Origin of the sequence: Nostocoides vanveenii (genome assembly GCF_039531165.1) — a bacterium.
Taxonomy (GTDB): domain Bacteria; phylum Actinomycetota; class Actinomycetes; order Actinomycetales; family Dermatophilaceae; genus Nostocoides_A; species Nostocoides_A vanveenii.
Map to the genome: position 1 here is coordinate 238,843 of NZ_BAAAPN010000057.1, position 22,079 is coordinate 260,921.

The window sequence follows — 22,079 nt, forward strand, 5'->3', positions numbered from 1 at the left end:
GCTGCATGACGTACACGCTGATCCTTCTGCGGCATGGCGAATCCGACTGGAACCAAAAGAATCTCTTCACCGGGTGGGTCGATGTCGACCTGACTGAGAAGGGCCGAGCCGAGGCGGCGCGAGGCGGCGTGATGCTCGACGAGGCCGGCCTGCTGCCGGACGTCGTGCACACCTCGGTGCTGCGGCGAGCCATCACCACCGCCAATATCGCACTCGACGCGTGCAACCGGCACTGGATCCCCGTGCGGCGCAACTGGCGCCTCAACGAGCGCCACTATGGCGCGCTGCAGGGCCTGGACAAGGCGGCGACCCGCGAGAAGTACGGCGACGAGCAGTTCATGCTCTGGCGGCGCAGCTTCGACACCCCGCCCCCGCCGATCGAGAAAGGCAGCGAGTTCGACCAGTCTGGCGACCCGCGCTATGCCGGCGTCGACGTGCCACTGACCGAGTGCCTCAAGGATGTCATCCCCCGGATGATGCCCTACTGGGAGAACGAGATCCAAGCCGATCTGCGCGACGGCAAGGTCGTCCTAGTCACCGCCCACGGCAACTCGCTGCGCGCCCTGGTCAAGCACCTGGACGGCATCTCCGATGACGACATCGCGGGCCTCAACATCCCCACCGGCATGCCCTTGGTCTATGAACTCGACGAGGACTTCATGCCCACCGGCCCGGGCCGCTACCTCGACCCCGAGGCCGCCGCCGAGGCCGCCGCCGCCGTCGCCAACCAGGGCAAGAAGTAGCCGCCACGGGTCGCCAGCTTTCCCGCCCGAACCGGCCTCGCGAACGGAGTGAGCCTGATGCCGGTCAACCCCACGTGCCGAGCGACGCGAAGGCTCGGCGCTTTCCTGCCTCGTTCGCGAGGGCAGACTCCCCGTGCGAACGAAGGGTTGCCATGCGAAACCGTCCGGGCCTAGTGACACTCTCGGCCGGCTGGCGGACGGACCTGGCGATCCTGCGGCATACCGGCTCGCAGATCACCGACGGCGGCGACCATCTGGTCATCCGCACGCCGCGCAACCCGCTCTTCCACTGGGGCAACTTCCTGCTCGTGACCGACCCGGGCGCGGCGGACGACGCTCGACGCTGGGCCGAGATTTTCGCGCGCGAGTTCCCCGGCGCCACCCACCTCGCCCTCGGTCTGCCCCGTCTCCCGCTCGTCGAGCCGTATGCCCGCCTTGGGCTCGACGTGGGCACCGACGACGTCCTGACGACGGCGACTCTCCCCGAGCAGCGTCCGCTGCCCGAGCCGTATGCCGCCCGCCCCTTTGCCGATGACCGCGACTGGGCCGCTCTGCTTGCCCTCAATATCGCCGAAAACCGCTGGGACGCAAGGTTCCCCGAGGCCGAGCACCGCGACTATCTCACCGCCCAGCAAGCACTGCGCCGCGAACTGGTCGACCGCGGCCTGGCCCAGTGGTTCGGCGCTTTCGATCCCGCGGGCGAGTTGGCGTCCTACCTCGGCATCGTGCGCTGTGACGACCTCGGCCGCTATCAGGCCGTCGGCACCCACCCCGACCACCGTCGCCAGGGGCTCGCCGGTCACCTGCTCGGCCGTGCCGCCCGATGGGCGGGCGAGGGCGGCACGACGCGCTGGGTGATCGTCACCGAGAGCGTCAATCCCGCTGGCCGGGTGTATCGCAGCGTCGGCTTCAGCGAGGACGCCGTCCAAGTCAGCGCCTACCGCCCGACGTCGACGTTCTGATCGGGTCACGCGGTCACGACCCGGAGTGCAGACCAAGCGGGCCGGACGCCGCATCCGTCAGGGCGTAGGTTCCTCGTAACGATCCGTCCGCACGAAGGGACGGCGCCGTGAGGTCCGCAAAGAGCAGGGACCGATCCGGCGTGGCGTCCACGCGCCCTGACCGGCGCAGTCGAGCGGGACCTCGGTGTGGCGCCGGCACCGGAACCACGATGCGGACTCGTTGACCAGGACCGCGCGGGCATACGCCGACCGGGCACCGGGATCGATGTGCCGCCACTTGCGATGGACGATCACCAGCGTCTGCTGCACCAGGTCCTCAGCGCGTCCCTGATCACCCGCCAGCAAGATCGCGGTGCGCACCAGGGGCTGCCACCGTGCTTGGACGAAGTCGCGAAACTCCTCCTCCGCAGCGGTTTCCATCGCTCCTCCTTCGCCTATGCCGAGTGCCCGGCCCGCCTATCTAGAGGTCGCGAGGGCGCAAAAGGTTGAGCGCAAGGACGTACGCATAGGAAGACCCCTTGAGAGCTGAAGAAGTTTCCCGCGCGCTCAAGGGGTTTAGGGCATCGGGCGGGAAAGCTGTCACCGCCCGTATGCCGCGGGCTCAGGCCCCGGTGTGCGACGCCACTTGGGCGTCCTCCTCGTCCTCGCGGTCGATGGTCGCGTCCCAGTCGCCGGTCACCAGGAAGGTCACCCGGCGTGCCACCGAGACGGCATGGTCGGCGAAGCGCTCGTAGTACCGGCCGACGAGCGTGACATCGACGGCGGCCTGGGTGCCGTGCTCCCAGCGCCCGTCCACGAGCTTGCCGAAGAGCTCCCGGTGCAGCGCGTCCATCGCGTCGTCGTCGCGCTCCAGGCTCGCCGCCTCGGCGAGGTCCTTCGAGGCGATCACCGAGCCGGCCTTGGCCACGATCCGCTCGGCGGTCTGCCCCATCTGGACGACGGTCGCTCGGACATCGGCCGGGACGGCCGAGTCCGGGTAGCGCAGGCGGGCCACCTTGGCGACGTGGCGAGCCAGGTCGCCCATCCGCTCCAGGTCCGCGCTCATCCGCATCGCCGTGACGACCGTGCGCAGGTCGGTGGCCACCGGGTTCTGGCGGGCGAGCAGGTCGACCGCGAGAACGTCGAGGTCCTCGCGCAGCCGGTCGATATCGTGGTCGGCGGCGATGACGGTGTCGGCGAGCGTCACATCGGCATCGAGCAGCGCGGTCGTCGCGCGGGCGATGGCGGAGCCGGCCAGCCGGGTCATCTCGACAAGCTGCTCGGTGATTCGCTCGAGGTCTTCGGTGAAGGCGGTGCGCATGATCTTCTCCAACAGTTCCAGGGCAGACGTATGCCGTCCGGTCGAGCGTGGCAGCCACGAGTGAACGGGCGACGACCCGGAGGTGAACACCCCGGGCGGCCGTGGGGAAGCTTCCCACGGCCGGAAAGTCACGGCATTTGCAGCACGTAACCTTGGTGCTCGTGGACCCGACCAATGCTGCCTTGATCGGTGGCCTGGCGGGAGTCTTGCTGGGCTCGATGTCGGTGTTCAGCGTCCGCGTGTCCGAGCGCTCGCAGCGCCGGATGGCGCACCCGCCGGCTGCTCCGGCGATCCCCGACGGCGCATCAGCCGTCCTGGCCGTGCTCGGGTCCAGCGCCTTGGTGCTCGACCGGGGCGAGCGCGTCGTCAACAACTCGCCCGAGGCCGCCGCCCTCGGCCTGATCCGCGGCGACCGGCTGATCGAACCCACGCTGCTCACCTTGGTTCGGCAGGTGCTGCGCGACGGTGAGATCCGCGAGGTCGAAGTCGAGATCCCGGCCACCGCGCACCGCGCGCCGAACTGGCTGCACGTGCGCATGGCGCCCCTGCTCGACGCTCATGTGCTCGTCCTCGTCGACGACCGGACCTCTGCGCACCGCGTGGAAGAGGTGCGACGCGACTTCGTCGTCAATGTCTCGCACGAACTCAAGACACCGGTCGGCGGGCTGTCGCTGCTTGCCGAGGCCATTGCCGATGCCCGCGACGACCCCGAGGCCGTTGAGCGCTTCGCCTCGCGGATCCAACTGGAGTCGGCCCGGCTGGGCAAGCTCATCAAGGAGATCGTCGACCTCTCACGATTGCAGTCGGCGGACGGGCTGACCGAGGCGCGGCGCGTGCGCATCGCCGATGTCGTCCGGGAGGCGATCGAGATCTCCCAGGTCGAAGCGCAGGCCAAGGACATCCGCATCGTCGAGCGGGTCGACCCCGCGACGGTCGTGGACGGTGACCTCTCGCTCCTGGTCACTGCTGTGCGCAATCTCATCGGCAACGCGATCTCCTATTCACCCGCAGGAACAGAGGTCGGCATCGGCGCGGCGATCGGGGCCGACGCGGTGACGATCACCGTCACCGACCATGGGCGCGGCATACCGCCCGCCGAACAGGAACGGATCTTCGAACGCTTCTATCGCGGCGACGCCGCCCGCTCCCGCGCCACCGGCGGCACCGGGCTGGGGCTGGCGATCGTCAAACACATCTGCGCCAACCACGGGGGTGGAGTCAGCGTCTGGAGCCGAGAGGGCCAGGGCTCGACGTTCACCATCCGGCTGCCGCTGCCCGAAGCACGAATCACCATCTCGCATCCGGTCGAAGGGAACGCCGCATGACTCGGCACCACATCCTCCTCGTCGAGGACGAGCCGTCCTACTCCGAGCCGCTGACCTACTTGCTGCGCAAGGAGGGCTATCAGGTCTCCGTCGCCGAGACCGGCACCGACGGCGTCGCAACCTTCGAGAAGGTCGGAGCCGATCTGGTGCTGCTCGACCTGATGCTCCCCGGGATGAGCGGCATCGACGTCTGCCGCTCGTTGCGCGCCAAGTCGAATGTCCCGATCATCATGCTCACCGCCAAGGACACCGAGATCGACAAGGTCGTCGGCCTCGAGTTGGGCGCCGACGACTATGTCACGAAGCCGTATTCCTCCCGCGAACTGCTGGCGCGGATCAAGGCGGTCCTGCGCCGCGGCTCGGAGCCCGAGGAATTGGTGCCCGCGTCGGTGGCCGCCGGCCCGGTCGCGATCGACATCGAACGCCACGTCGTCACCATTCGCGGCGACCAGGTGGCATTGCCGTTGAAGGAGTTCGAACTGCTCGAATTCCTGGTGCGCAATGAGGGCCGGGTCCTGACCCGAGGACAGTTGATCGACCGGATCTGGGGCAGCGACTATGTCGGCGACACCAAGACCCTGGACGTGCACATCAAGCGCCTGCGCCAAAAGGTCGAGCACACCCCGAAGGATCCGGTGCATATCCTGACCGTCCGGGGCCTGGGCTACAAATTCGAGGCCTGACCCACCCCAACCCCGACGGCCCTACGGCGTGGTCGGGGCGAGGCCCTCGTAGTAGCCGGTGCCCGGCACCACCGGCACGAGCACGGGGGACTGCCCGCTGGCCACCGAGGAGACCGACAGTTGGGTCATGTCGCCGGGGGCTTGGTCAACCTTGCTGAGCACGACTTTGGTGTCGGATTTGGACAAGTCGACGGTCGAGTGCGCCGGAATCTGCGCGGTGGCATTGGCCTCGGCGGTGGAGAAGGTCAAGGTGACAGCCTCGCCCGTCGGGTTGCCGACGGCCGCGCTGACCGTTCCGGCGCCGCCGGCCTTGGTGCCCACGACGACCAGGTTGCGCACCTGGATCTCGCCGACGTCGACCGAGACGCCATCGCCCGCGTCATACATCTTGTCGGTCTGGCGAGGGGAGATCAGCTGGCAGCCGCCGAGCAGACTGGTGCTCGCCGCGAGGGCGGCCAGGGCGGCGACGGCTCGGGTGCGTGGGGTGCGTGCGGCGGTCACGACGGCCAGCCTAGCGGGTCGGTGTGGTGGGGACGAGGCAGGCCGCGGCCTGCCGGATTTCCGGTGCGGGGCCGAAGGGTTCCCGCGAATCCCGCGACCCGTCAAGCGGACACGCCGCCGTGATAAACTGAACGTCGCGAAAGGGGCCAAATACATATGGTTTTCAAGGTCGGCGAGACGGTCGTCTATCCCCATCACGGGGCTGCACTCATCGAGGAGATTAAGACACGCGTCATACGGGGCGAAGAAAAGCTCTACTTGAAACTGAAGGTCGCCCAGGGTGACCTGACGATCGAAGTCCCGGCCGAGAACTGCGACCTCGTGGGTGTCCGCGATGTCGTCGGCGCCGAGGGCCTGGAGCGCGTCTTCGACGTGCTGCGCGCGCCCTACACCGAGGAGCCGACGAACTGGTCGCGCCGCTACAAGGCCAATCTGGAGAAGCTCGCCTCCGGCGATGTCATCAAGGTCGCCGAGGTCGTGCGTGACCTGTGGCGCCGCGACAAGGAGCGTGGCCTGTCCGCCGGCGAGAAGCGCATGCTGGCCAAGGCCCGTCAGATCCTCGTCTCCGAACTCGCCCTGGCCGAGAAGACCGATGAGGTCAAGGCCGAGTCGATCCTCGATGAGGTTCTCGCGTCCTGAGCAGTTTCCCTGTCCTGACCGGCGCCGACCCTGACCCCAGGGTCGGCGTCGTCGTCGTTGCCGCCGGCTCCGGGACGCGGTTGGGCGCCGCCCAACCCAAGGCCCTCGTTCGCGTCGGCGGCCGCCGCATCCTCGAGCACGCCGTATGCGGTGCGCTCGCCGTCCGCTTCGTGCGCCAGGTCGTCGTCGTCGCGCCCGCCGCCTATGTCGCTGAGTTGTCTGCCGACGTCCCGGGATGGGAGGGCTCGCCTGCTCCCTCGCCCCGCCCGCTTCACCCGGCGGGGGTGCCGGATCCGCCAGCGCCTGTCTTGGGGGAGCCCGGCGGGCGGGTACGCGTCGTGCCGGGCGGCGCCGAGCGCACCGACTCGGTGCGGGCCGGTCTGGCCGCTCTCGGGCCGGACATCGACATCGTGCTGATCCATGACGCCGCCCGCTGCCTGACACCCACATCGGTGTATGACCGCGTGATCGCCGCCGTCGCCGCCGGGCATGAGGCGGTCGTCCCAGGCCTCGCGGTCGTCGACACCATGAAGGTCGTCGACGCCGAGGGCACGGTGATCGCGACTCCGGAGCGGTCCCGTGTTCGCGCGATCCAGACCCCGCAGGGCTTCAGCCGGGCCGCGATCACGTCGGCACATGCGAGCGGTTTGGCCGCGACCGACGACGCGGGGTTGGCGGAGGAAAACGGCAGACCCGTCCGGGTCGTCGATGGCGACCCGCTGGCCTTCAAGGTGACCACACCCGACGATCTCGAACGTGCCGAGCGCCTGCTCCGCACGCCGACCCTGTGGGTGATCGGCGGCCTGCCCGGCACGGGGAAGACCACGCTCAGCCGCCGCCTCGCCGCCTTCGAGGACGCGACGCTCGTGCGGGTCGACTCGATCGAACAGGCCTTGACCACCGACCTGGATCTCGAGCACCCCGGCACCACCGGCTACGCCATCGCGTATGCCGTGGCCGCCGACCAGCTGCGCCTGGGCCGTTCGGTGGTCGCAGACCTGGTCAACCCACTCCCACAGACTCGGGTGGCACTGCGCCAGATCGCGGAGCAGGCGGGCGCCGGGATCTGCGAGATCCGCCTGGTCTGCTCCGATGCCACCGAACATCGTCGCCGGATCGAGGGCCGCCTCGCGGACATTCCCGGGTATGTACTCCCGGACTGGCGCGACGTCACCGAGCGACTCTTCGTCGCCTGGCCCGAAGCCCGGGTGATCGACACCGCCGGCCGGACTCCCGAGCAGGTTTTCCGCGTCCTGCGCGACGGCCCCTGACCGCAGCCCGGTCTTGGCGGCTGGGCGCCGCCACGTGCCGCCCGCCGCGCTGGTAGGCATCACATTGCCGACGCCACCTCCGCACTGAACCAGCCATTTGCCAAGGCGGCACAATAGCGCCATGTCTGGGGTACCGCGGGTCGGGGTCGGGGTCGACGTCCACGCCTTCGCGGACCCGCACGCCGGTCGCGACCTATGGATCGCGGGCCTGCACTGGCCGGGCGAGCGCGGCCTCGACGGTCATTCCGACGCCGATGTCGCGTGCCACGCCGCGTGCGATGCCTTGTTCTCGGCCGCCGGCATCGGTGACCTCGGTGCGCACTTCGGCACCTCCCGCCCCGAGCATGCCGGCGCCTCCGGAGCGACGCTCCTCGCCGAAGCCGCCCGACTGGTCCGGGCTGCGGGCTACGAGATCGGCAATGTCGCGGTGCAGATCATCGGCAATCGCCCCAAGGTCGGCAGCCGCCGCGAGGAGGCCCAGGCCGTCATGGCCGAGGCGGTCGGCGCCCCGGTCTCCGTCAGCGGCACGACCACTGACGGGCTCGGCCTGACCGGCCGGGGTGACGGGATCGCCGCCGTCGCGACCGCCCTGGTGCTGCAAGCCTGACACGGTGAAGGTGCAGGTCGTGAGCGCCATGCACCGATTCTCGGGCACGAGGATTGGGTCGTCGCGGACGGCATACCCCAGGACGGGTCTGCCGCTGCTCGGCCCGCCGATTGAGGCTCGTCGTGGTGTCTACGCGTGCCGGTCGGCGTTGGCGTAGATCGCGTCGCGGACGTAGGCCGCCAGGCCTGGCGCCAGTTCCTCATAGGTCGCGGTGAACCGGGGGTCGGCGACGTACATGTCGGCGAGCCCGCGGTGCATGGCATACGAGACGTCGTAGAAGCGCTCGTCGAAGTGCCGCCGGTGCGCCTCGGCCGCGTCCATCGCCGCCACGCCGACTGCGGGCTCGCCGGCGGTCAGCGCGGCCACGAAGGCTGAGTTCACCGCGTCCATCTCCGCCTTGACGGCCGCCCAGTCCGCCGTGCCGTATGCCGCGGTACGAGCCTGCGACTGGCTCCAGGCGGGCGTGTCGCCCCAGCGCTCCTGCGCCTCGGCGGCATACGCCTCGTCGAAGCCGTCGCCGAACATCGCCTTCAGTTCTTCGGTGGTCGCGGGTCGGTTGCCCATCGCTGCCTCCAGTGCGTGATCGAGTGCGGTGACGAGCGCGCGCAGCTCGTCGATTCGGGTGATGACCGTCGCGCGCTGGCGACGCAGGTGCTCGGCGACATCGGGTCCGCCGTCGAGCAATGCGGCGATCTCCTCCAGGCCGATCTCGAGCCGCCGGTAGAGGACGATCGTCGCAAGCCGCTCCAGGTCCGCCTCGGTGTACAGCCGGTAGCCGGACCAGGTCCGCTGACTCGGGGTGAGCACGCCGATCTCGTCGTAATGGTGCAGGGTGCGCACCGTCACGCCGAACCGCTCGGCCACCTGGCCGACGGTCAGCTGCTGCGTCGTCTCGGTCACGTCACCACTGTGCGGGCTGACGTCGCGTGAGGGTCAAATCGACAACCGTTCCATGGGGATGATCTTTCTGGCCCTGGTCTTCCCGGCGGGGCTGGCCACGATCTGCGCCATCGCCCGGCCCAGTCGAGAGACCGCGACACGCCCACATCAGAGGTCGAACATGAGCGTGTCGCGCTCACTCGACTGAGGAAGCGCCGGCTCGGGGGTGCCTTGGTGGAAGCGCTGCTGCCAGCCGGCGGGGGTGCGCTGCCAAAGGGAGCTGCGCAGGTGCGAGCCGGAGTCGTCCGTGCTGCGCCAGAGCAACAGAACGAGATCGTCACTAAGGCGTTCGGCACTGATGAGGTCGAGCGCGACTGGCCCGTCGAGGGGACCGATGCGGAGGACCTCCTCGCGAGTCCAGTGCCGGCCCGACGAGCCGATCTCGCTCCACTGCGGATGCAGCAGGGCATCGAGAGCCGATGCGCTCGACCGGACCGCGTCGCTGAGCAGGGCGCGTTCCAACTCGATGACCTCCTCCTCGGCGCTCCTCACCGCCCGGTCGGGCCCGACGGTCACACCCGTCGCGACAAAGCCCGACGCGCGCGCGTCGCGGTCAGATCGGAAACCCGGGCCGGCCGGTGGCATCCGGCCCTGCTGATAGGCCAGGGCAGCGGCCGTGGCCAGCCGGTCGGCCGCCTCGTTCAGCTCGTGGCCGGTGTGTCCCTTGACCCACTTGAACTGCACCCGCCGTCCGGCCATGGCCGCGTCGAGATCCTGCATCAACTCCAGGTTCAGGACGGGTTTGCCGTCGGCCTTGACCCAGCCCTTGCGCTTCCACCCCGGCATCCACTTGGTAATCGAGTTGATGACATAGGTCGAATCGCACCAGATCACCAGCTCGTCGTCGGCCCCGGCGGTCTGCCGCAGCAGGTCGAGCACGGCCATCAGCTCACCGATGTTGTTGGTGGCCCGCGGCCACCCGCCGCTCGCCCACGTGGCGTCGTCGATGAACCAGCCCCATCCGGCCGGCCCGGGGTTGCCCAGGGCCGAGCCGTCGGCCGCCGCGATGATCGTCATGAGCCGATCTAACCGCGTGCCCGGAGCACGCGCGGCGAGGCGACCCGGGCCAGCCGCTGCAACTCGGCGATATGCCCGCAGAAGGCATGCCGTCCGGTGTCGGTGAGCACGGCATACGCGCGGCCGTGCCCGGCCCCGAAGCGGCGTTCGACGGTGACATAGCCGGCCGTCCGCAAGGCGGTCAGGTGCTTGCTGAGCGACGAGTCGGCGATCCCGAGTTCGTCACGCAGGTTGGCGAACTCTCGCTCCGCGGCCGCCACGAGCAAACCGCACAGTTGCAGCCGGGTGGGCTCATGGATCAACGGATCAAAGACGGGGTGCGGCACAGAGCCCATCATACGCGTCGACTTTCCGCACAGGAAAGAACGGAAGCCTTTGTCCGGCAACGGATTCGGCATCCGATTGCTGGGCGATCCTTGCCCTGCTCGCCATGCCGGGCCAAGCTGACCCCCAGAACTCGAACTCGCCTGCCCGGACGCCGCCACCCCGGCCGGCCGGGCAGGCGGACCGGCTAGCAAGGAGACTCCAATGTCGCAGACCGTCAAGGGCGTCATCGCCCGCGCGAAAGGCGCGCGCGTCGAGGTCGTCGACATCGTCATCCCCGATCCCGGGCCGGGCGAGGCTGTCGTCCAGGTCCAAGCCTGCGGGGTGTGCCACACCGACCTGCACTACCGCGAAGGCGGCATCAACGACGACTTCCCGTTCCTGCTCGGGCATGAGGCGGCGGGCATCGTCGAGGCCGTCGGTGACGGCGTCACCGAGGTGGCTCCCGGCGACTTCGTGATCCTCAACTGGCGCGCAGTCTGCGGTGAGTGCCGGGCCTGCCACAAGGGCAAGCCGCAGTACTGCTTCAACACCCACAACGCCCGCCAGAAGATGACGCTGACCGACGGCACCGAGCTCAGCCCGGCCCTCGGCATCGGCGCCTTCGCCGAGAAAACCCTGGTGGCCGCCGGCCAGTGCACCAAGGTCGCGACCTCCGATCCGGCCGTAGTCGGGTTGCTCGGCTGCGGCGTGATGGCGGGCTTCGGCGCGGCCGTCAACACCGGCGGTGTCAAGCTCGGCGACTCGATCGCCGTCATCGGGTGCGGTGGCGTCGGCAACGCCGCCATCGCCGGCGCCAAGGTCGTCGGGGCGACGACGATCATCGCCGTCGACGTCGACGACCGGAAGCTGGAGTGGGCCAGGCAGTTCGGCGCCACCCATACCGTCAACTCCCGCGAGGTCGACGCGGTCGAGAAGATCCGCGAGCTGACCGGCTCGTATGGAGCGGACGTCGTCGTCGAGGCCGTCGGCCGGCCCGAGACCTACCAGCAGGCCTTCTTCGCCCGCGACCTCGCTGGCACCGTCGTCCTCGTCGGCGTGCCCACCCCGGATCTGAAGCTCGAACTCCCGCTGATCGAGATCTTCGGCCGCGGCGGCTCGCTCAAGAGCAGTTGGTATGGCGATTGCCTCCCCACCCGAGACTTCCCGACCCTCGTGGCGCTGTATGAGCAGGGCCGCTTCCCGCTCGAGCAGTTTGTCTCCGAGCGGATCGAGTTGGAAGACATCGAGGCGGCCTTCGAGAAGATGCACAAGGGCGAGGTCCTGCGCTCGGTGGTCGAACTGTGAGCACCGACATCGTCGCCGGCCCGACGCCCGCCGGCGTGAGGGTCGAGCGACTGGTCACCTCCGGCACCTTCACCCTCGATGGCGGGGAGTGGGAGGTCGACAACAACGTGTGGATCGTCGGCGACGACACCCGTTGCGTCGTCATCGACTGCGCCCACGACCCGGATGCCATCCTCGCCGCAATCGGTGAGCGCGAGTTGACCCACATCCTCTGCACGCACGCGCACAACGACCACATCGACGGCGCCCCAGGCGTCGCCCGGGCCACCGGCGCGCCGATCCACCTGCACCCGGGCGACCGCGTGCTGTGGGAGCTGACCTTCCCCGACACCGCGCCCGACGCGGATCTCGAAGACGGGCAACGGATTCCGGTGGGTGACCTCGAACTCCAGGTGCGTCATACGCCCGGGCACGCGCCCGGCGCGGTCTGCCTGTATGCCGAGGCGCTCGGCGTCGTCTTCAGCGGCGACACCCTCTTCAATGGCGGGCCGGGGGCGACCGGCCGCTCGTTCAGCGACTACCCGACGATCGTCTTTTCGATCCGCGAGCAGTTGCTGACCCTCCCTCCCGAGACGATTGTCCTCACCGGCCACGGTGACGCGACCACGATCGGCGCGGAGGCCGCGGGCCTCGGACAGGCCTGACCCAGCACGCATCGTGTGCGGCCCCGTGCTCCCCGAGGCCGCGCATGTCCGCCCGGCGTCACGACGCAGGGCGGCCGGCGGCGCTGGGGACGAAGCCATCCGTCCCCGGCGCCGACTCGAGCCGGGTGTCGCCGGCTGGACCGGACGCCTCGACACGCGCTCATCACCCCGACACCGATTCGCCACGCCTGCACCGGTTGCGGACGGGTGCAGGCGTGGCGGACCCAGGTAGTGGTGCGGAAGCGGTGTAGGCACGGCCGCCGACAGCCGCCGACAGCCGCCGACAATGTGCCGTCACGGCATACCACCACGGCGTCAGCCGTTGCCGCCTTGCCCGCCGCTCGTGCCAGCGCGAATGGCGTTGGTCAGCGGATTGACGCCGGCATCGCGTGAGGACAGCGGGGACAGCCCCCACGCCTGCTCGATCGTCGCGAGGATCGAGGTGGTGTCGTACTGCGTGCTGTCCACACCGGAGTGCTGCATCCGGGCGGAAATCAGTATGGCCGGGATCCGGGTGCCCGGGCCCCAGGCGTCGACCGTTGGCACCGCGACATGGTCGTCCTGGCCGCCGAACTCGTCATAGGTCACGACCACGAGCGTGTCCTTGGCCTGCGGGCCCGACATGACGGCCTGGAGCAGATCGACCAGATGGTCGCTGCCGGTGTGTTCGCTGGCATACCCGGGGTGCTCGTTCTCGGTCCCATAGGGCTTGACGAAACTAACGGCCGGCAGGGTGCCCGCCGCCGCCGCGGAGAAGAACGTCGTCTCGTCCTGCAGGCGCGCCCGGCCCGGCTGCCCCGGAGCGTAGGCGGCGAAGTAGTTGAACGGCTGGTGGTGGTATTGGAAGGTCGGCCCGGGGTGGCCGGCTTCGGCGTTGTCCCATCCGCCGCTGAACCACGCCCACGGGATTCCCTTGGCCGACAAGCGATCGCCGATGTTGGGGAAGGCCGCGTCATCGATGAGCGGGATCTTCGCGCCACTCGCGGCGGCAGGGGGAGAGGACGGCTGGACGGTGTTGACGGCATACGCCCCGCAGGCGGCCACCGGGTCGTTGCGCAGCGGGTCGGCGCACGCGCGGGTCAGTTGTCCGTCGACGACGTCCGTCCGGGTCGGCGTGTAGAGGGGGGTACTTCTTGACCATGCCGTTCGCGTCCAGCACAGAGAACTTCGCGCCCAGGCCGCCGGCCGAGGTGTCGAGCGGAGCCCGGGCCGAGATCAGGAACTGATGGTTGAGGAAGGACCCGCCGAAGGCCGCCTGAAAAAAGCGGTCGGCGATGACGTAGTTGGGTGCGCCCTTGCTGTGCAGGTATCGATAGATCGGCAGTTGCGTGGTGTCATAGCGACCCATCGTCAGCCCGACCGCATCCGACCCGGTGACATAGCGATTCTGGCGACCGCCGTTGATCTGGTACTGCTCCTGATAGAAGCGGTGGACGAGATCCTCGGTGCAGCCGCCGGGCAGGCCCTGGCCGTTCAGCACACCATTGGGGTAGAAAGCCCCCTCCGCCGGGCAGGTCGTGGCTGTCGCAGGGATGATGCTGTCGATGAGGAAGGGCGCATTGGTGAAGGCGCTCGCCGGCACGCCGTGCGCGGCATCGGTGCAGGTCGCCGCGAGGGGCGCCGGGCTGGTCAGGTTGACATCGTTCTGCAATAGACAGCCGTATGCCCTGCCGTCCTGCGCGACTTGGCTCACCGCGCCCTCGCCAACCCGGTCCTTGCCGACGGTGCCCCAGCCGGCCAGGAGGTTGTCGAAGCTGTGGTTCTCCTCGTAGATCACGACGAGGTTCTTGTAGCCGCCGGGCAGCGGTCCGGTCCGACCGTGGTTGCCGTCGTCCCCCACCGCGGTGGCCGTTGTCAGGGCACTCATCGCCAATACCGTGGCGCCGGTGCCGATGACGGCAAGGGTCTTGCGCGTGGATCCTCCCTCGGGAAGCCGCCCGGCCGGTCGCCGGGACGCTTCTCACTCTGGCCCTCTCGTGGCGAAACCGCGCGGTGAGGAGATGATCGCTTGCCGTCCGGACGGCGGACCTGGGTGGGCAAGGAGGGATCGCCCGGGCTGTGGATAAGTCGGGACTTCCGGATGCGCGAATCGCGATCCGCCCCTAGCTTGTGGCCAGTGGCGGGCCCGCAGGGGGCGCCCGCCCTCAAGCCCGGGAGGCCCGGATGCGCCATCACCGCTCGACGAATGTCCCGATTGCCCGTATGCCCGTGCCCCGCCTGCTCGGCGTGCTCGCCGCTTCGACCGCACTCGTCGCGGTGTCGGCCGGGTGCACCGGCGGAACGGATGGCGCAGGCGCCACCACCGGCGCCGTCGCCGCGCCGACCGGAAACTCGGCCGCGGCGCCGGTGCCGGCTGCTGCGGCACCCTTACCGGGGGCGAGCCCGAGCGCACTGGGAAGCACGAGCCCGCCGGCCCCCGCGGCTCTGCCCGCGATCGGGACCCGTCGTGGCTCGGCGATCGACAACGCCACCGTGGATGTCACGCTCAACTCGGTCGTCGCCGACGGCGCCGTCATGACGGTCACCTGGACCGTGCGCAATGCCGGTCAGCAACCGTGGCGGATCGGTGACTACTTCTATGCCGGCTACTACTTCGACTCCACGGTCAAGGCCACCGGCGTGGCTATCGACTATGTGGAGGGCCTAGCCCGGTCCGACGGGCAGGCCGACGGCGTCTACGTCCTGGACCGGGTGAATGCGCGCCGCTACCTGACCGGCCGTGACAAGGACGCGCGCTGCGCGTGCAGCAGCGGGCTGGGCTTGGCGAATCTCGAGCCGGGCGGCGAGGCGGTGCTCGAGGCGCAGTACAAGGCCCCGCCGGCCGATGTGACGACCGTCGACGTCGTGATCCCCCGTGTCGGCAGCTTCCGCGACGTGCCGGTGACCCGGTGATGCGGGCGCGGCTGCGCACGATCTGGGGAGTGTGCGGGGTCACCTGCGCGGGCAGCACGACTCGTCGTGTGGCCCTGGCCTTGGTTGCTGTGGTCGTCGGCGGGCTCGGCGAGGTGCTCGTCCTGAACGTCGCGGATGCATCGACGATGCCCGCCGGGTCATCGGCTGTTCCGGTGCGCGCCGCGCCGGTCGCCGACCCGGTGGGGTCGGGTGCGCGGCAAACTTTCCCCGCTGCGGCGACGCCGGAGATCGCCGAGGTCAGCGATCTTGGCTTCGAGGTCGCCCGGATCGAGTTCAGCCTGGCCAACCTCGACGGCACGCTGATCGTCACCGACGGCCGGCGGTTCCGGATCGACGCGGACGTGGTCTTCCGCTTCGACCGGGCGGACCTGAGCCCGAAGGCCGACGCGCTGATCGCCGATGTTGCCGCCCAGTTGGGTGCGGCGAAGGCTCGCTCGATCCGGGTCGACGGCTACACCGACGACACCGGCGACGCCGCCTACAACCTCGGCCTCTCGCGCCGACGGGCGAGCGCCGTCGCCGCTGCCCTGAGCGACCGGCTCGGGCCGAGCGTCGGCATGGACGTGACCGGCCACGGCGAGGCCGACCCGGTCGCCGACAACGACATCGAGTCGGGCCGGGCCCGCAACCGCCGCGTCACCGTGACGATCGTGCGCTGAGCTCTGCCGTCGGCCTGGCCGCGAGCTGGCCGGTTACTACGTGCGGGGCCGCGCACGTGCGTTCCTTCGGCTGGTCGGCCTGGCCGCGAACTGGCCGGCCACCACCTGCGGGGCCGCGCACGCGCGTTCCTTCGGCTGGTCGGCCTGGCCGCGAGCTGGCCGGTCACCACGTGCGGGGCCGCGCACGTGCGTTCCCGGCGAGTGCGCCGCCCTAGCGCCTGCGCGTCCCCGGCGAGTGCGCCGGCATACGGGCCGGTTAGGCGAAGTCGACGTCGGCGGCCAGGGCGACGCTCCCGCGCGCATCGGGGACGCGGGAGAACTCCCAATACAGATTGGTGTAGGCGATGGCCTCGGCCGGCCCGATGGGCGCGCCCCAGCGGCGCAGGTCCTCGGTCGTGTGCCCATCGGCCACCAGCACGGTGTCGAAGCCGCGGCCGAGCGCGCCGTGCAGCGTCGACCGAATGCAGGCGTCCGTCTGCGCGCCCGTCACCACGACCGTGCCCACACCCAAATCCGCGAGCACGTCGGACAATTCGGTCGCCTCGAAGGAATCGCCGAACTCCTTGCGCACCACGGCTTCATCCTGCGCTGGCACCAACTCGGGGACCAACTGCCACCCGTCAGAATCGATGGGCATTCCCTCGTCGGAGTGCTGCACCCACACCACTGGCGACCCGCCCGCACGCGCCCGATCGACAAGACCCGCGATCGTCTCGACCACGGCGTCGCGGTCGTGTCCGCCGGCGACGACATCGCGCTGCATGTCGACCACCAGCAAAGCTGTCGCCGTTCGGTCCTCGAATCTGCTCATCTGCGTCTCCCGTTCTGGCCGTCCATCGCCAACGACCCACCTACCGGCCAGGCTAAACGAGAGGTCCGACACCCCGTCCACGCCGAGGCCCCACCAGCGAGCGGCGCGTCGATCCGGACGGGGCCGTCGCTCCCGGTCGGCCCGTCAGCCGACATCAGGCGGCGGAGGTCACCCAGGCCTGCCACGGATGAGGGACATGTGCCCCATGTCCGGGATCGATGCCGACGATCTCGCCGCCGTCGAAGCTGGTGATCTCATGGCCGCAGTCATGATCCAGACGCGTGCGAGCCGCGATCGCCTCCGCCGCACGGAAGCACTCGCGCTGCCAGTCGTAGGCCGAGGAGTGGCCGTGGATCTGGCCGAACGGCATTCGCCGCCCGAGCCAGCTGGGCAGCAACTCCATCGAGGCCGACGCCCACATCGGGCCCGCGGAGGCAGACCGCGAGCCGCCGAGCATGGCACCGCCCCGGAAGATGGAAGTCCGCCCGAGCGCCCCCATCATGTTGAGCATTTCCGCGGCCCGCACGGCGCTCGCGGGCTGCCCGAGATCCGCCCGCCAGAAGCCCTCGGTCAGACCCGCGTGCGTGACCAGCAAGTCCGCGTCCCCGGCCGGCACGACCGTCGCCACGGTCATCAGACCGTCCCCCCACCAGCGGCGCAGGATCGCGATCGTCTCGCCGTCGAGCCGTTGGTGCCACTTAAAGGTCGGGGCCCGGAGGTATTGCGCCTCGTGGTTGCCGACCAGCTGCACCCAGCCCGGGGCGGCCGCCGTGAGGAACCGGTCGACCAGCGCGACGACGGCTCGCGAGTCGGGCCCGCGGTGCACCAGGTCGCCGACTTGGACGATGCGCAGGTCCGCCGGGATCGTGCCCGAATCCGGGTCCGCGCCCAGCCGCGTCAGTTCTGCCCGGAGCGCCTGGTGATGCCCGCCGACGTCGCCGATCACGGCATACCGCAGTGTTAGGTCGGGCGTCACCGAGGCTCGCCCGGCGCCCACTCGGCGGTGTCGGTATAGGCCGCGACGGTCGCGAATCGCTTCTGCGCCTGCGCGATCTCGCGGACCGCCTGAGCGACGATGCTGCGGTCGATCGGCGACATGGCGTCGAAGACGAGATCGTCCGAGGGCGTGACCCCCTCGCGCGACTGCATCAGCTGGTAGCGCAGCCGCAGTCGCTGAAGGACCTCGAAGACCTCGGCCAACGACGTCGACTGCTCCTGGCTGAGCACGGTCGATCCGCCGGCGTCCAGCAGTCGTTCGCGCGTCGAGAGGGCACTGGAGCCGGCGACCAGCGCGGCCCATCGAGCGAGATTGACTAGGGGGAGAAGCGCGTGCTCCTTGATGTCATAGGTCCACGAGCGCCGCCACGGCTCGCGAATCAGCAAGGAGCGCAGCCGGGCCCGCCGTGCGAGCGCGTCGGTGAGCAGGAGCCGCATGGTCAGCGGGTGCTCGCGCAGGTCGCCGACCACGAGGTCCGCCGCGGCGGTCTCGTCGGCGCCGAAGATCGGCCGCGCGTCCACAAGCAGCGAGGTCATGATGGCGCCATTGCCGGCGACCGGGTCGGCGAGCCACTCCCGCGCCGCGGCCCGCCATTGGGCATGCGTGCGGGACAGGAGCGTATGCCGCCCGCTCACCCCGTGCGTGTCCGTCGCCATGCCCGCCGACTGGAGGATGAGGTCGACCCCGGCCAGGGCCGTCCGATAGCACGCCATGACGTCCTCGGGGGTGCCGTCGGCGAAGGCGACGGCCGAGTCGATGTCGGAGGACAGCACGGCCTCGCGCCGGCCATTGCTCCCGAGAGCCAGCCAGGTGAAGGCCGACATGGGCAGGTCTGGGTGCCCCGCGAACTCCAACTCCAGCGCTCGCCGGACGAGCCCGTCGAGCAGCGTGGAGTAGACCCCGATAACCCGCCCGGAGGCAAGGCCGTGCTCCAGCAGCCGGCGCAGGAGATCGGGAAATTGCTCAGCGCAATCGACAAGGTCACCGGGTGTCGGCGCATGCCGAAGTCGTTGGTGGATCGCGAGATCCGACGCCGTCGGGGTGAGGCTGAAGTCGCCAAGCGTGACTACGCCGACGAGCCGCCCGCTCTCGTCGGTGACGACGGCCGCGTCCGCGTCGGCTTCGAGCAACGCGAGCAGCGTCTCCGCCGGCGCCTCGGCCGCATCGGCCTGTGGCGTGACCGAGGCGACAACGTCCCGTGCCGGTGCGGTGGGCGGCAGGCCCTCGGCGAGGATGCGGCGACGGAGCGACGCGTCGGTGATCGCGGCATACGTGCCCGGTGACGTCTCGATCACCGCGCACGTATGCCGATCGCGCGTCATCGCGCGCGCGACCTCGTCCGCGGGGGTTGCCGGGTCAACGACGAGCGGGGCTGCGGTGATCAGATCACTGACCCGGCTGTTCGCCGGCAGGGCTACGGCCGGATCGCGCAGGCTGCGGGCCAGGCTCCGGGCCAGGAAGCGCGCGCCGTCCCGAGTGACAAATGCCGCGGTCGCCTCCTCGCCGGGGATTCGAGCCACGCGCGCGTCGGTGACGGCAACCACGCGCGGGCCGACCGAGCGCTCGGTGAGCATCGCCGAGAAGCCGAAGACGCCGCCGCGCCCGAGAAGCTCGTCGGGCTCCTGATCGAGGCGGGTGGCGTCATTCCACATCCCGACCCGACCGTCGAGCACGACATAGACGCACGACGACGGATCGGCGAAGGCATCAAGGACGAGGTGGCCGGCGGCATACGACTCGATCGTCGCCTCCGCCGCGAGCCGTTGGCGGACATCGGCATCGACCGACCGGAAGGGCAGGTAGCTGGCGAGAACGGTGTTCAGGTCGTCGGTGGACTCCACATCACTCACCCTGCCATGCCGCCGTATGCCGTGTCCTCCCGCTCCCGCGGGGTCTGCGCCGGGGCCGGGCCAGCGGGGTCCGGCCCCGGTCCGGCTCAGCTCGCGACGGTCGGCGGCGCGGGGATCGTGTAGCCCGATGGCGCGACCGTGGCATCGAGGGCCTTCTTCCACGCTCCGGAGGAGATGTAGTCCTTCAATGCCGCGTTGACCTTACCGACCAAGGCGGTGTCGCCCTTCTTGACGCCGATCCCGTAGGTCTCGTCGGTGAAGCCCCGGCCGACGACTTTCAGGATGCCCTTGTATTCGGGGGTCGCCGCGAACCCGGCGAGGATCAGATCGTCCGTCGTGACGGCGTCGACATCACCATTTGCCAGGTCGCGCACGCATTCGGAGAAGCTCGGCACCTCCCGTAGCGTGATCGTGGCCTTGTCGTAGTGCTGCTGAATGTAGGCCGCCGACGTCGTCCCGGTGACCGAGCATAGAATCCGGCCATCGAGTTGCTCGGGGCGGGTGATCGACTCGTCATTGCGCCGGATGAGCAGGTCCTGATGGGCGACGAAGTAGGGGCCGGCGAAGTCGACCTTCTGCTTGCGTTCGTCGGTGATCGAGAAGGTCGCGACGACCAGCTGCACCTCGCCGCTCTCGAGGGCGCTGACCCGGTCGGCCTGAGCGACGGGCACCCACTCCGGATTCAATCCGAGCTTCCCGGCGACATACTTTGCCGTCTCGATGTCGAAACCCGAATAGGTGCCGCCGCTCTTGAGCGAGACGCCTGGCTCGTCGGTCGCGATCCCGATCTTGATCGTTGCTGTCCCGCTCGGCGCCGGCGTGGTCGAACTCGTCTTGGCAGAGGAGGACGAGCAAGCCGCAGCAGTCCCGAGAAGGACACCGGCAGCAAGGAGGATGGTGACGCGCCGCCGCGCGACACCGCGGCCCGCTGCCGTCGTCATGGTTGTCATGGCGGTTCTCCTCTCGGTCAGGCGTTCCGCGCCGGGACGGCTTGGCGGGTATCGGGGTAGGTCGGCCCGTTCTCGGACCACACGGGTCCGAGCCGGTTGCCGGTGTTGGCGACCACCTTGGGCCGCACGACCATCCAGCCGATCCCCAGCAGCACGGCGATCAAGGGGATGCCGATGACGACGACGATGAAGTTGGTCTTGTGCCAGAAGTAGGCATTCGACTGCCACCCGCTGATCGCCATCGCGATGACGACATAGACCAAGAAGGCCAGGCCGAGATAGCTGGTCCAGGGATAGCCGGGGGCCTGGAATGGGCTGGGCGGGATTACGCCGTTGTTCACCAGTTTTCGAAGCCGCAACTGGCAAACGAAGATCGTCCCCCACGTGAAGAGCACGCCGAGGGCGGCCGCTTCGAGGGCGATCTCGAAGGCGGACGGGGTAAGCGCGTTGAGGATGGCGCCGAAGAGATAGACGACCGAGGTCATCACGATGCCCGCCCAGGGCACCCCGGACTTGCTCATCTTCAACGTGAAGGCGGGAGCCTGCTTGGCGATGCCAAGGCTGCGTAACACCCGCCCGGTGGAATAGAGCCCCGAGTTGAGCGAGGACATCGCGGCGACGATGAGGACGGCCTGGATGACATTGCCCATCCAATCCAGGCCCATGCGGCCGAAGACGGTGACGAAGGGGCTGATGCCCTTCTTGTATTCACTGGTCGGGAGCATCGAGACCAGCAGCAGGATCGAGCCACAGTAGAAGACGGCGATCCGCATGATCACGGCATTGACCGCCTTAGGCACCTCGCGCTCGGCATTCTCCATCTCGCCCGCGGCCACGCCCACCATCTCGATCGCGGCATACGCGAAGACGACGCCGGACATGACCATGATCGGGCCGTACCACGCGAAGCCGTCGGTGTGCGGCCAAAAGCCTCCCGGGTTGGCCCAGAGGTTTTGGAAGCCGGCCTTGTGACCGGCAATGTCCATGCGGCCCACAACGACGACCAGGCCGACCGCCAGGAAGATCAGGATGGCCCCGACCTTGGCCACCGAGGCCCAGAACTCGAACTCGCCGAAGGCGCGCGCCGAGAGCAGGTTGATGACCACGACCACGGCCAAGGAGATGAGCACCGTCTTCCAGGTCGCGAAGGTCGGCCACCAGTGCTGGATATAGAGGCCGACCGCGGAGAGTTCGGCGATGCCGGTCAGCGCCCAGTTGAGCCAGTACATCCAGCCAGTGATGTAGGCCCACAGCTCGCCGTAGAACTCGCGCATATAGGAGACGAAGGCCCCGGAGGTGGCGCGGTGCAGCACCAGTTCGCCGAGCGCCCGCATCAGGAAGTAGGCTATGACGCCGACAAAGGCATAGCTGAAGAGAAGGGCCGGGCCCGTGCTGTGCAAGCGCGAGGCCGAGCCGAGGAAGAGGCCCGTGCCGATGGCGCCGCCGATGGCGATCATCTGGACGTGGCGCCGGCCAAGGGACTGTTTGTAGCCGACTTGCTCCGCGTCAAGGCTTGACGCGTGACTGCGTTCGCTCATATGCCATCCCCATCAGCTCGAGGTGGCCGAGAGGAAAATTCTCGGCGAATGGCATGGTGGCACGGATGCGTTACGCGCGCATCTCGAAAGCATGACAATCGTCCAGCGACCTCGCACGG

Annotated in this window: 24 protein-coding genes; 11 read left to right on the top strand and 13 right to left on the bottom strand. The window is 69.3% G+C overall.

The window, feature by feature from the left end:
- The first annotated feature begins 5 nt into the window (after nt 1–5).
- Nucleotides 6–743 (top strand): phosphoglyceromutase, encoded by a 738-nt coding sequence (locus ABD209_RS14085; protein ID WP_344067441.1) that lies wholly within the window; start codon nt 6–8, stop codon nt 741–743.
- 152 nt (nt 744–895) lie between these two features.
- Nucleotides 896–1,705 carry a GNAT family N-acetyltransferase gene (locus ABD209_RS14090; protein WP_344067442.1) on the top strand — a complete coding sequence of 270 codons (810 nt, stop codon included), beginning with the start codon at nt 896–898 and terminating at the stop codon, nt 1,703–1,705.
- 57 nt (nt 1,706–1,762) lie between these two features.
- Here ABD209_RS14090 and ABD209_RS14095 read toward each other — a convergent pair whose 3' ends face one another.
- Both ABD209_RS14095 and phoU read right to left on the bottom strand, forming a co-directional pair.
- The gene (locus ABD209_RS14095) at nt 1,763–2,125 is read right to left on the bottom strand and encodes a sigma factor (RefSeq protein ID WP_344067443.1); all 363 of its coding nucleotides are present in this window, start codon (nt 2,123–2,125) and stop codon (nt 1,763–1,765) included.
- A gap of 181 nt (nt 2,126–2,306) precedes the next feature.
- Nucleotides 2,307–3,005: a phosphate signaling complex protein PhoU gene (gene phoU / locus ABD209_RS14100; protein ID WP_324386306.1), complete on the bottom strand. Its 699-nt coding sequence runs from the start codon at nt 3,003–3,005 to the stop codon at nt 2,307–2,309.
- Nucleotides 3,006–3,166: 161 nt separating this feature from the next.
- Here phoU and ABD209_RS14105 point away from each other — a divergent pair, with 161 nt between their 5' ends.
- Both ABD209_RS14105 and ABD209_RS14110 read left to right on the top strand, forming a co-directional pair.
- Complete coding sequence (locus ABD209_RS14105; RefSeq protein ID WP_344067444.1) at nt 3,167–4,330, top strand: sensor histidine kinase; 1,164 nt, start codon at nt 3,167–3,169, stop codon at nt 4,328–4,330.
- Nucleotides 4,327–5,013 (top strand): response regulator, encoded by a 687-nt coding sequence (locus tag ABD209_RS14110; protein WP_344067445.1) that lies wholly within the window; start codon nt 4,327–4,329, stop codon nt 5,011–5,013. Before ABD209_RS14105 ends, ABD209_RS14110 begins: the two co-directional genes overlap by 4 nt.
- A 21-nt stretch (nt 5,014–5,034) precedes the next feature.
- On the opposite strand, the gene ABD209_RS14115 is transcribed toward ABD209_RS14110, so the two are convergent.
- The gene (locus tag ABD209_RS14115) at nt 5,035–5,514 is read right to left on the bottom strand and encodes a hypothetical protein (protein ID WP_344067446.1); all 480 of its coding nucleotides are present in this window, start codon (nt 5,512–5,514) and stop codon (nt 5,035–5,037) included.
- A 156-nt stretch (nt 5,515–5,670) separates the two neighbouring features.
- Here ABD209_RS14115 and ABD209_RS14120 point away from each other — a divergent pair, with 156 nt between their 5' ends.
- The 3 genes from ABD209_RS14120 (at nt 5,671) to ispF (ending at nt 8,031) form a co-directional block, all read left to right on the top strand.
- Entirely contained in the window at nt 5,671–6,153 is a 483-nt protein-coding gene (locus ABD209_RS14120) for a CarD family transcriptional regulator (RefSeq protein WP_324386302.1), read from the top strand.
- Between the two features lie 14 nt (nt 6,154–6,167).
- Complete coding sequence (ispD, locus tag ABD209_RS14125; RefSeq protein ID WP_344067505.1) at nt 6,168–7,424, top strand: 2-C-methyl-D-erythritol 4-phosphate cytidylyltransferase; 1,257 nt, start codon at nt 6,168–6,170, stop codon at nt 7,422–7,424.
- A gap of 121 nt (nt 7,425–7,545) precedes the next feature.
- Complete coding sequence (gene ispF / locus ABD209_RS14130; RefSeq protein ID WP_324386301.1) at nt 7,546–8,031, top strand: 2-C-methyl-D-erythritol 2,4-cyclodiphosphate synthase; 486 nt, start codon at nt 7,546–7,548, stop codon at nt 8,029–8,031.
- Nucleotides 8,032–8,160: 129 nt separating this feature from the next.
- Here the strand turns inward: ispF and ABD209_RS14135 are convergent, their stop codons facing one another.
- From ABD209_RS14135 to ABD209_RS14145, 3 genes are all read right to left on the bottom strand, one after another.
- Nucleotides 8,161–8,931, bottom strand: a complete 771-nt coding sequence (locus ABD209_RS14135; protein ID WP_344067447.1) for a MerR family transcriptional regulator — start codon at nt 8,929–8,931, stop codon at nt 8,161–8,163.
- A 147-nt stretch (nt 8,932–9,078) separates the two neighbouring features.
- Entirely contained in the window at nt 9,079–9,987 is a 909-nt protein-coding gene (locus tag ABD209_RS14140; protein ID WP_324386299.1) for a ribonuclease HI family protein, read from the bottom strand.
- Between the two features lie 8 nt (nt 9,988–9,995).
- On the bottom strand, nt 9,996–10,313 hold the full coding sequence (locus tag ABD209_RS14145; RefSeq protein ID WP_344067448.1) for a transcriptional regulator: 318 nt from the start codon (nt 10,311–10,313) through the stop codon (nt 9,996–9,998).
- A 202-nt stretch (nt 10,314–10,515) separates the two neighbouring features.
- On the opposite strand from ABD209_RS14145, the gene ABD209_RS14150 reads away from it, so the two are divergent.
- Both ABD209_RS14150 and ABD209_RS14155 read left to right on the top strand, forming a co-directional pair.
- On the top strand, nt 10,516–11,598 hold the full coding sequence (locus tag ABD209_RS14150) for an S-(hydroxymethyl)mycothiol dehydrogenase (protein WP_344067449.1): 1,083 nt from the start codon (nt 10,516–10,518) through the stop codon (nt 11,596–11,598).
- Complete coding sequence (locus ABD209_RS14155; protein ID WP_344067450.1) at nt 11,595–12,242, top strand: MBL fold metallo-hydrolase; 648 nt, start codon at nt 11,595–11,597, stop codon at nt 12,240–12,242. Before ABD209_RS14150 ends, ABD209_RS14155 begins: the two co-directional genes overlap by 4 nt.
- A gap of 315 nt (nt 12,243–12,557) precedes the next feature.
- Here ABD209_RS14155 and ABD209_RS14160 read toward each other — a convergent pair whose 3' ends face one another.
- Together ABD209_RS14160 and ABD209_RS14165 are read right to left on the bottom strand one after the other, a co-directional pair.
- Nucleotides 12,558–13,286 (bottom strand): alkaline phosphatase family protein, encoded by a 729-nt coding sequence (locus ABD209_RS14160; RefSeq protein ID WP_344067451.1) that lies wholly within the window; start codon nt 13,284–13,286, stop codon nt 12,558–12,560.
- Nucleotides 13,195–14,109 carry an alkaline phosphatase family protein gene (locus ABD209_RS14165; protein WP_344067452.1) on the bottom strand — a complete coding sequence of 305 codons (915 nt, stop codon included), beginning with the start codon at nt 14,107–14,109 and terminating at the stop codon, nt 13,195–13,197. Before ABD209_RS14165 ends, ABD209_RS14160 begins: the two co-directional genes overlap by 92 nt.
- A 296-nt stretch (nt 14,110–14,405) precedes the next feature.
- Between ABD209_RS14165 and ABD209_RS14170 the strand changes: the two genes are divergently transcribed.
- Nucleotides 14,406–15,134 carry a hypothetical protein gene (locus ABD209_RS14170; protein WP_344067453.1) on the top strand — a complete coding sequence of 243 codons (729 nt, stop codon included), beginning with the start codon at nt 14,406–14,408 and terminating at the stop codon, nt 15,132–15,134.
- 68 nt (nt 15,135–15,202) lie between these two features.
- Entirely contained in the window at nt 15,203–15,814 is a 612-nt protein-coding gene (locus ABD209_RS14175) for an OmpA family protein (protein ID WP_344067454.1), read from the top strand.
- Nucleotides 15,815–16,070: 256 nt separating this feature from the next.
- Here the strand turns inward: ABD209_RS14175 and ABD209_RS14180 are convergent, their stop codons facing one another.
- The 5 genes from ABD209_RS14180 to ABD209_RS14200 all read right to left on the bottom strand — a co-directional run bounded on the left by ABD209_RS14180 (nt 16,071) and on the right by ABD209_RS14200 (nt 21,960).
- A complete protein-coding gene (locus ABD209_RS14180; protein ID WP_324387053.1) occupies nt 16,071–16,625 on the bottom strand; it encodes an isochorismatase family protein in 555 nt (184 codons plus the stop codon).
- 154 nt (nt 16,626–16,779) lie between these two features.
- Complete coding sequence (locus ABD209_RS14185; protein WP_344067455.1) at nt 16,780–17,601, bottom strand: metallophosphoesterase; 822 nt, start codon at nt 17,599–17,601, stop codon at nt 16,780–16,782.
- Nucleotides 17,598–19,472, bottom strand: coding sequence for a putative nucleotidyltransferase substrate binding domain-containing protein (locus ABD209_RS14190; protein WP_344067456.1), 1,875 nt, complete (start codon nt 19,470–19,472; stop codon nt 17,598–17,600). The genes ABD209_RS14185 and ABD209_RS14190 overlap by 4 nt, the downstream gene beginning before the upstream one ends.
- Before the next feature lie 86 nt (nt 19,473–19,558).
- Complete coding sequence (locus tag ABD209_RS14195; protein WP_344067457.1) at nt 19,559–20,422, bottom strand: glutamate ABC transporter substrate-binding protein; 864 nt, start codon at nt 20,420–20,422, stop codon at nt 19,559–19,561.
- A 17-nt stretch (nt 20,423–20,439) separates the two neighbouring features.
- Nucleotides 20,440–21,960 carry an amino acid permease gene (locus ABD209_RS14200; protein WP_344067458.1) on the bottom strand — a complete coding sequence of 507 codons (1,521 nt, stop codon included), beginning with the start codon at nt 21,958–21,960 and terminating at the stop codon, nt 20,440–20,442.
- Between the last annotated feature and the right edge of the window lie 119 nt (nt 21,961–22,079).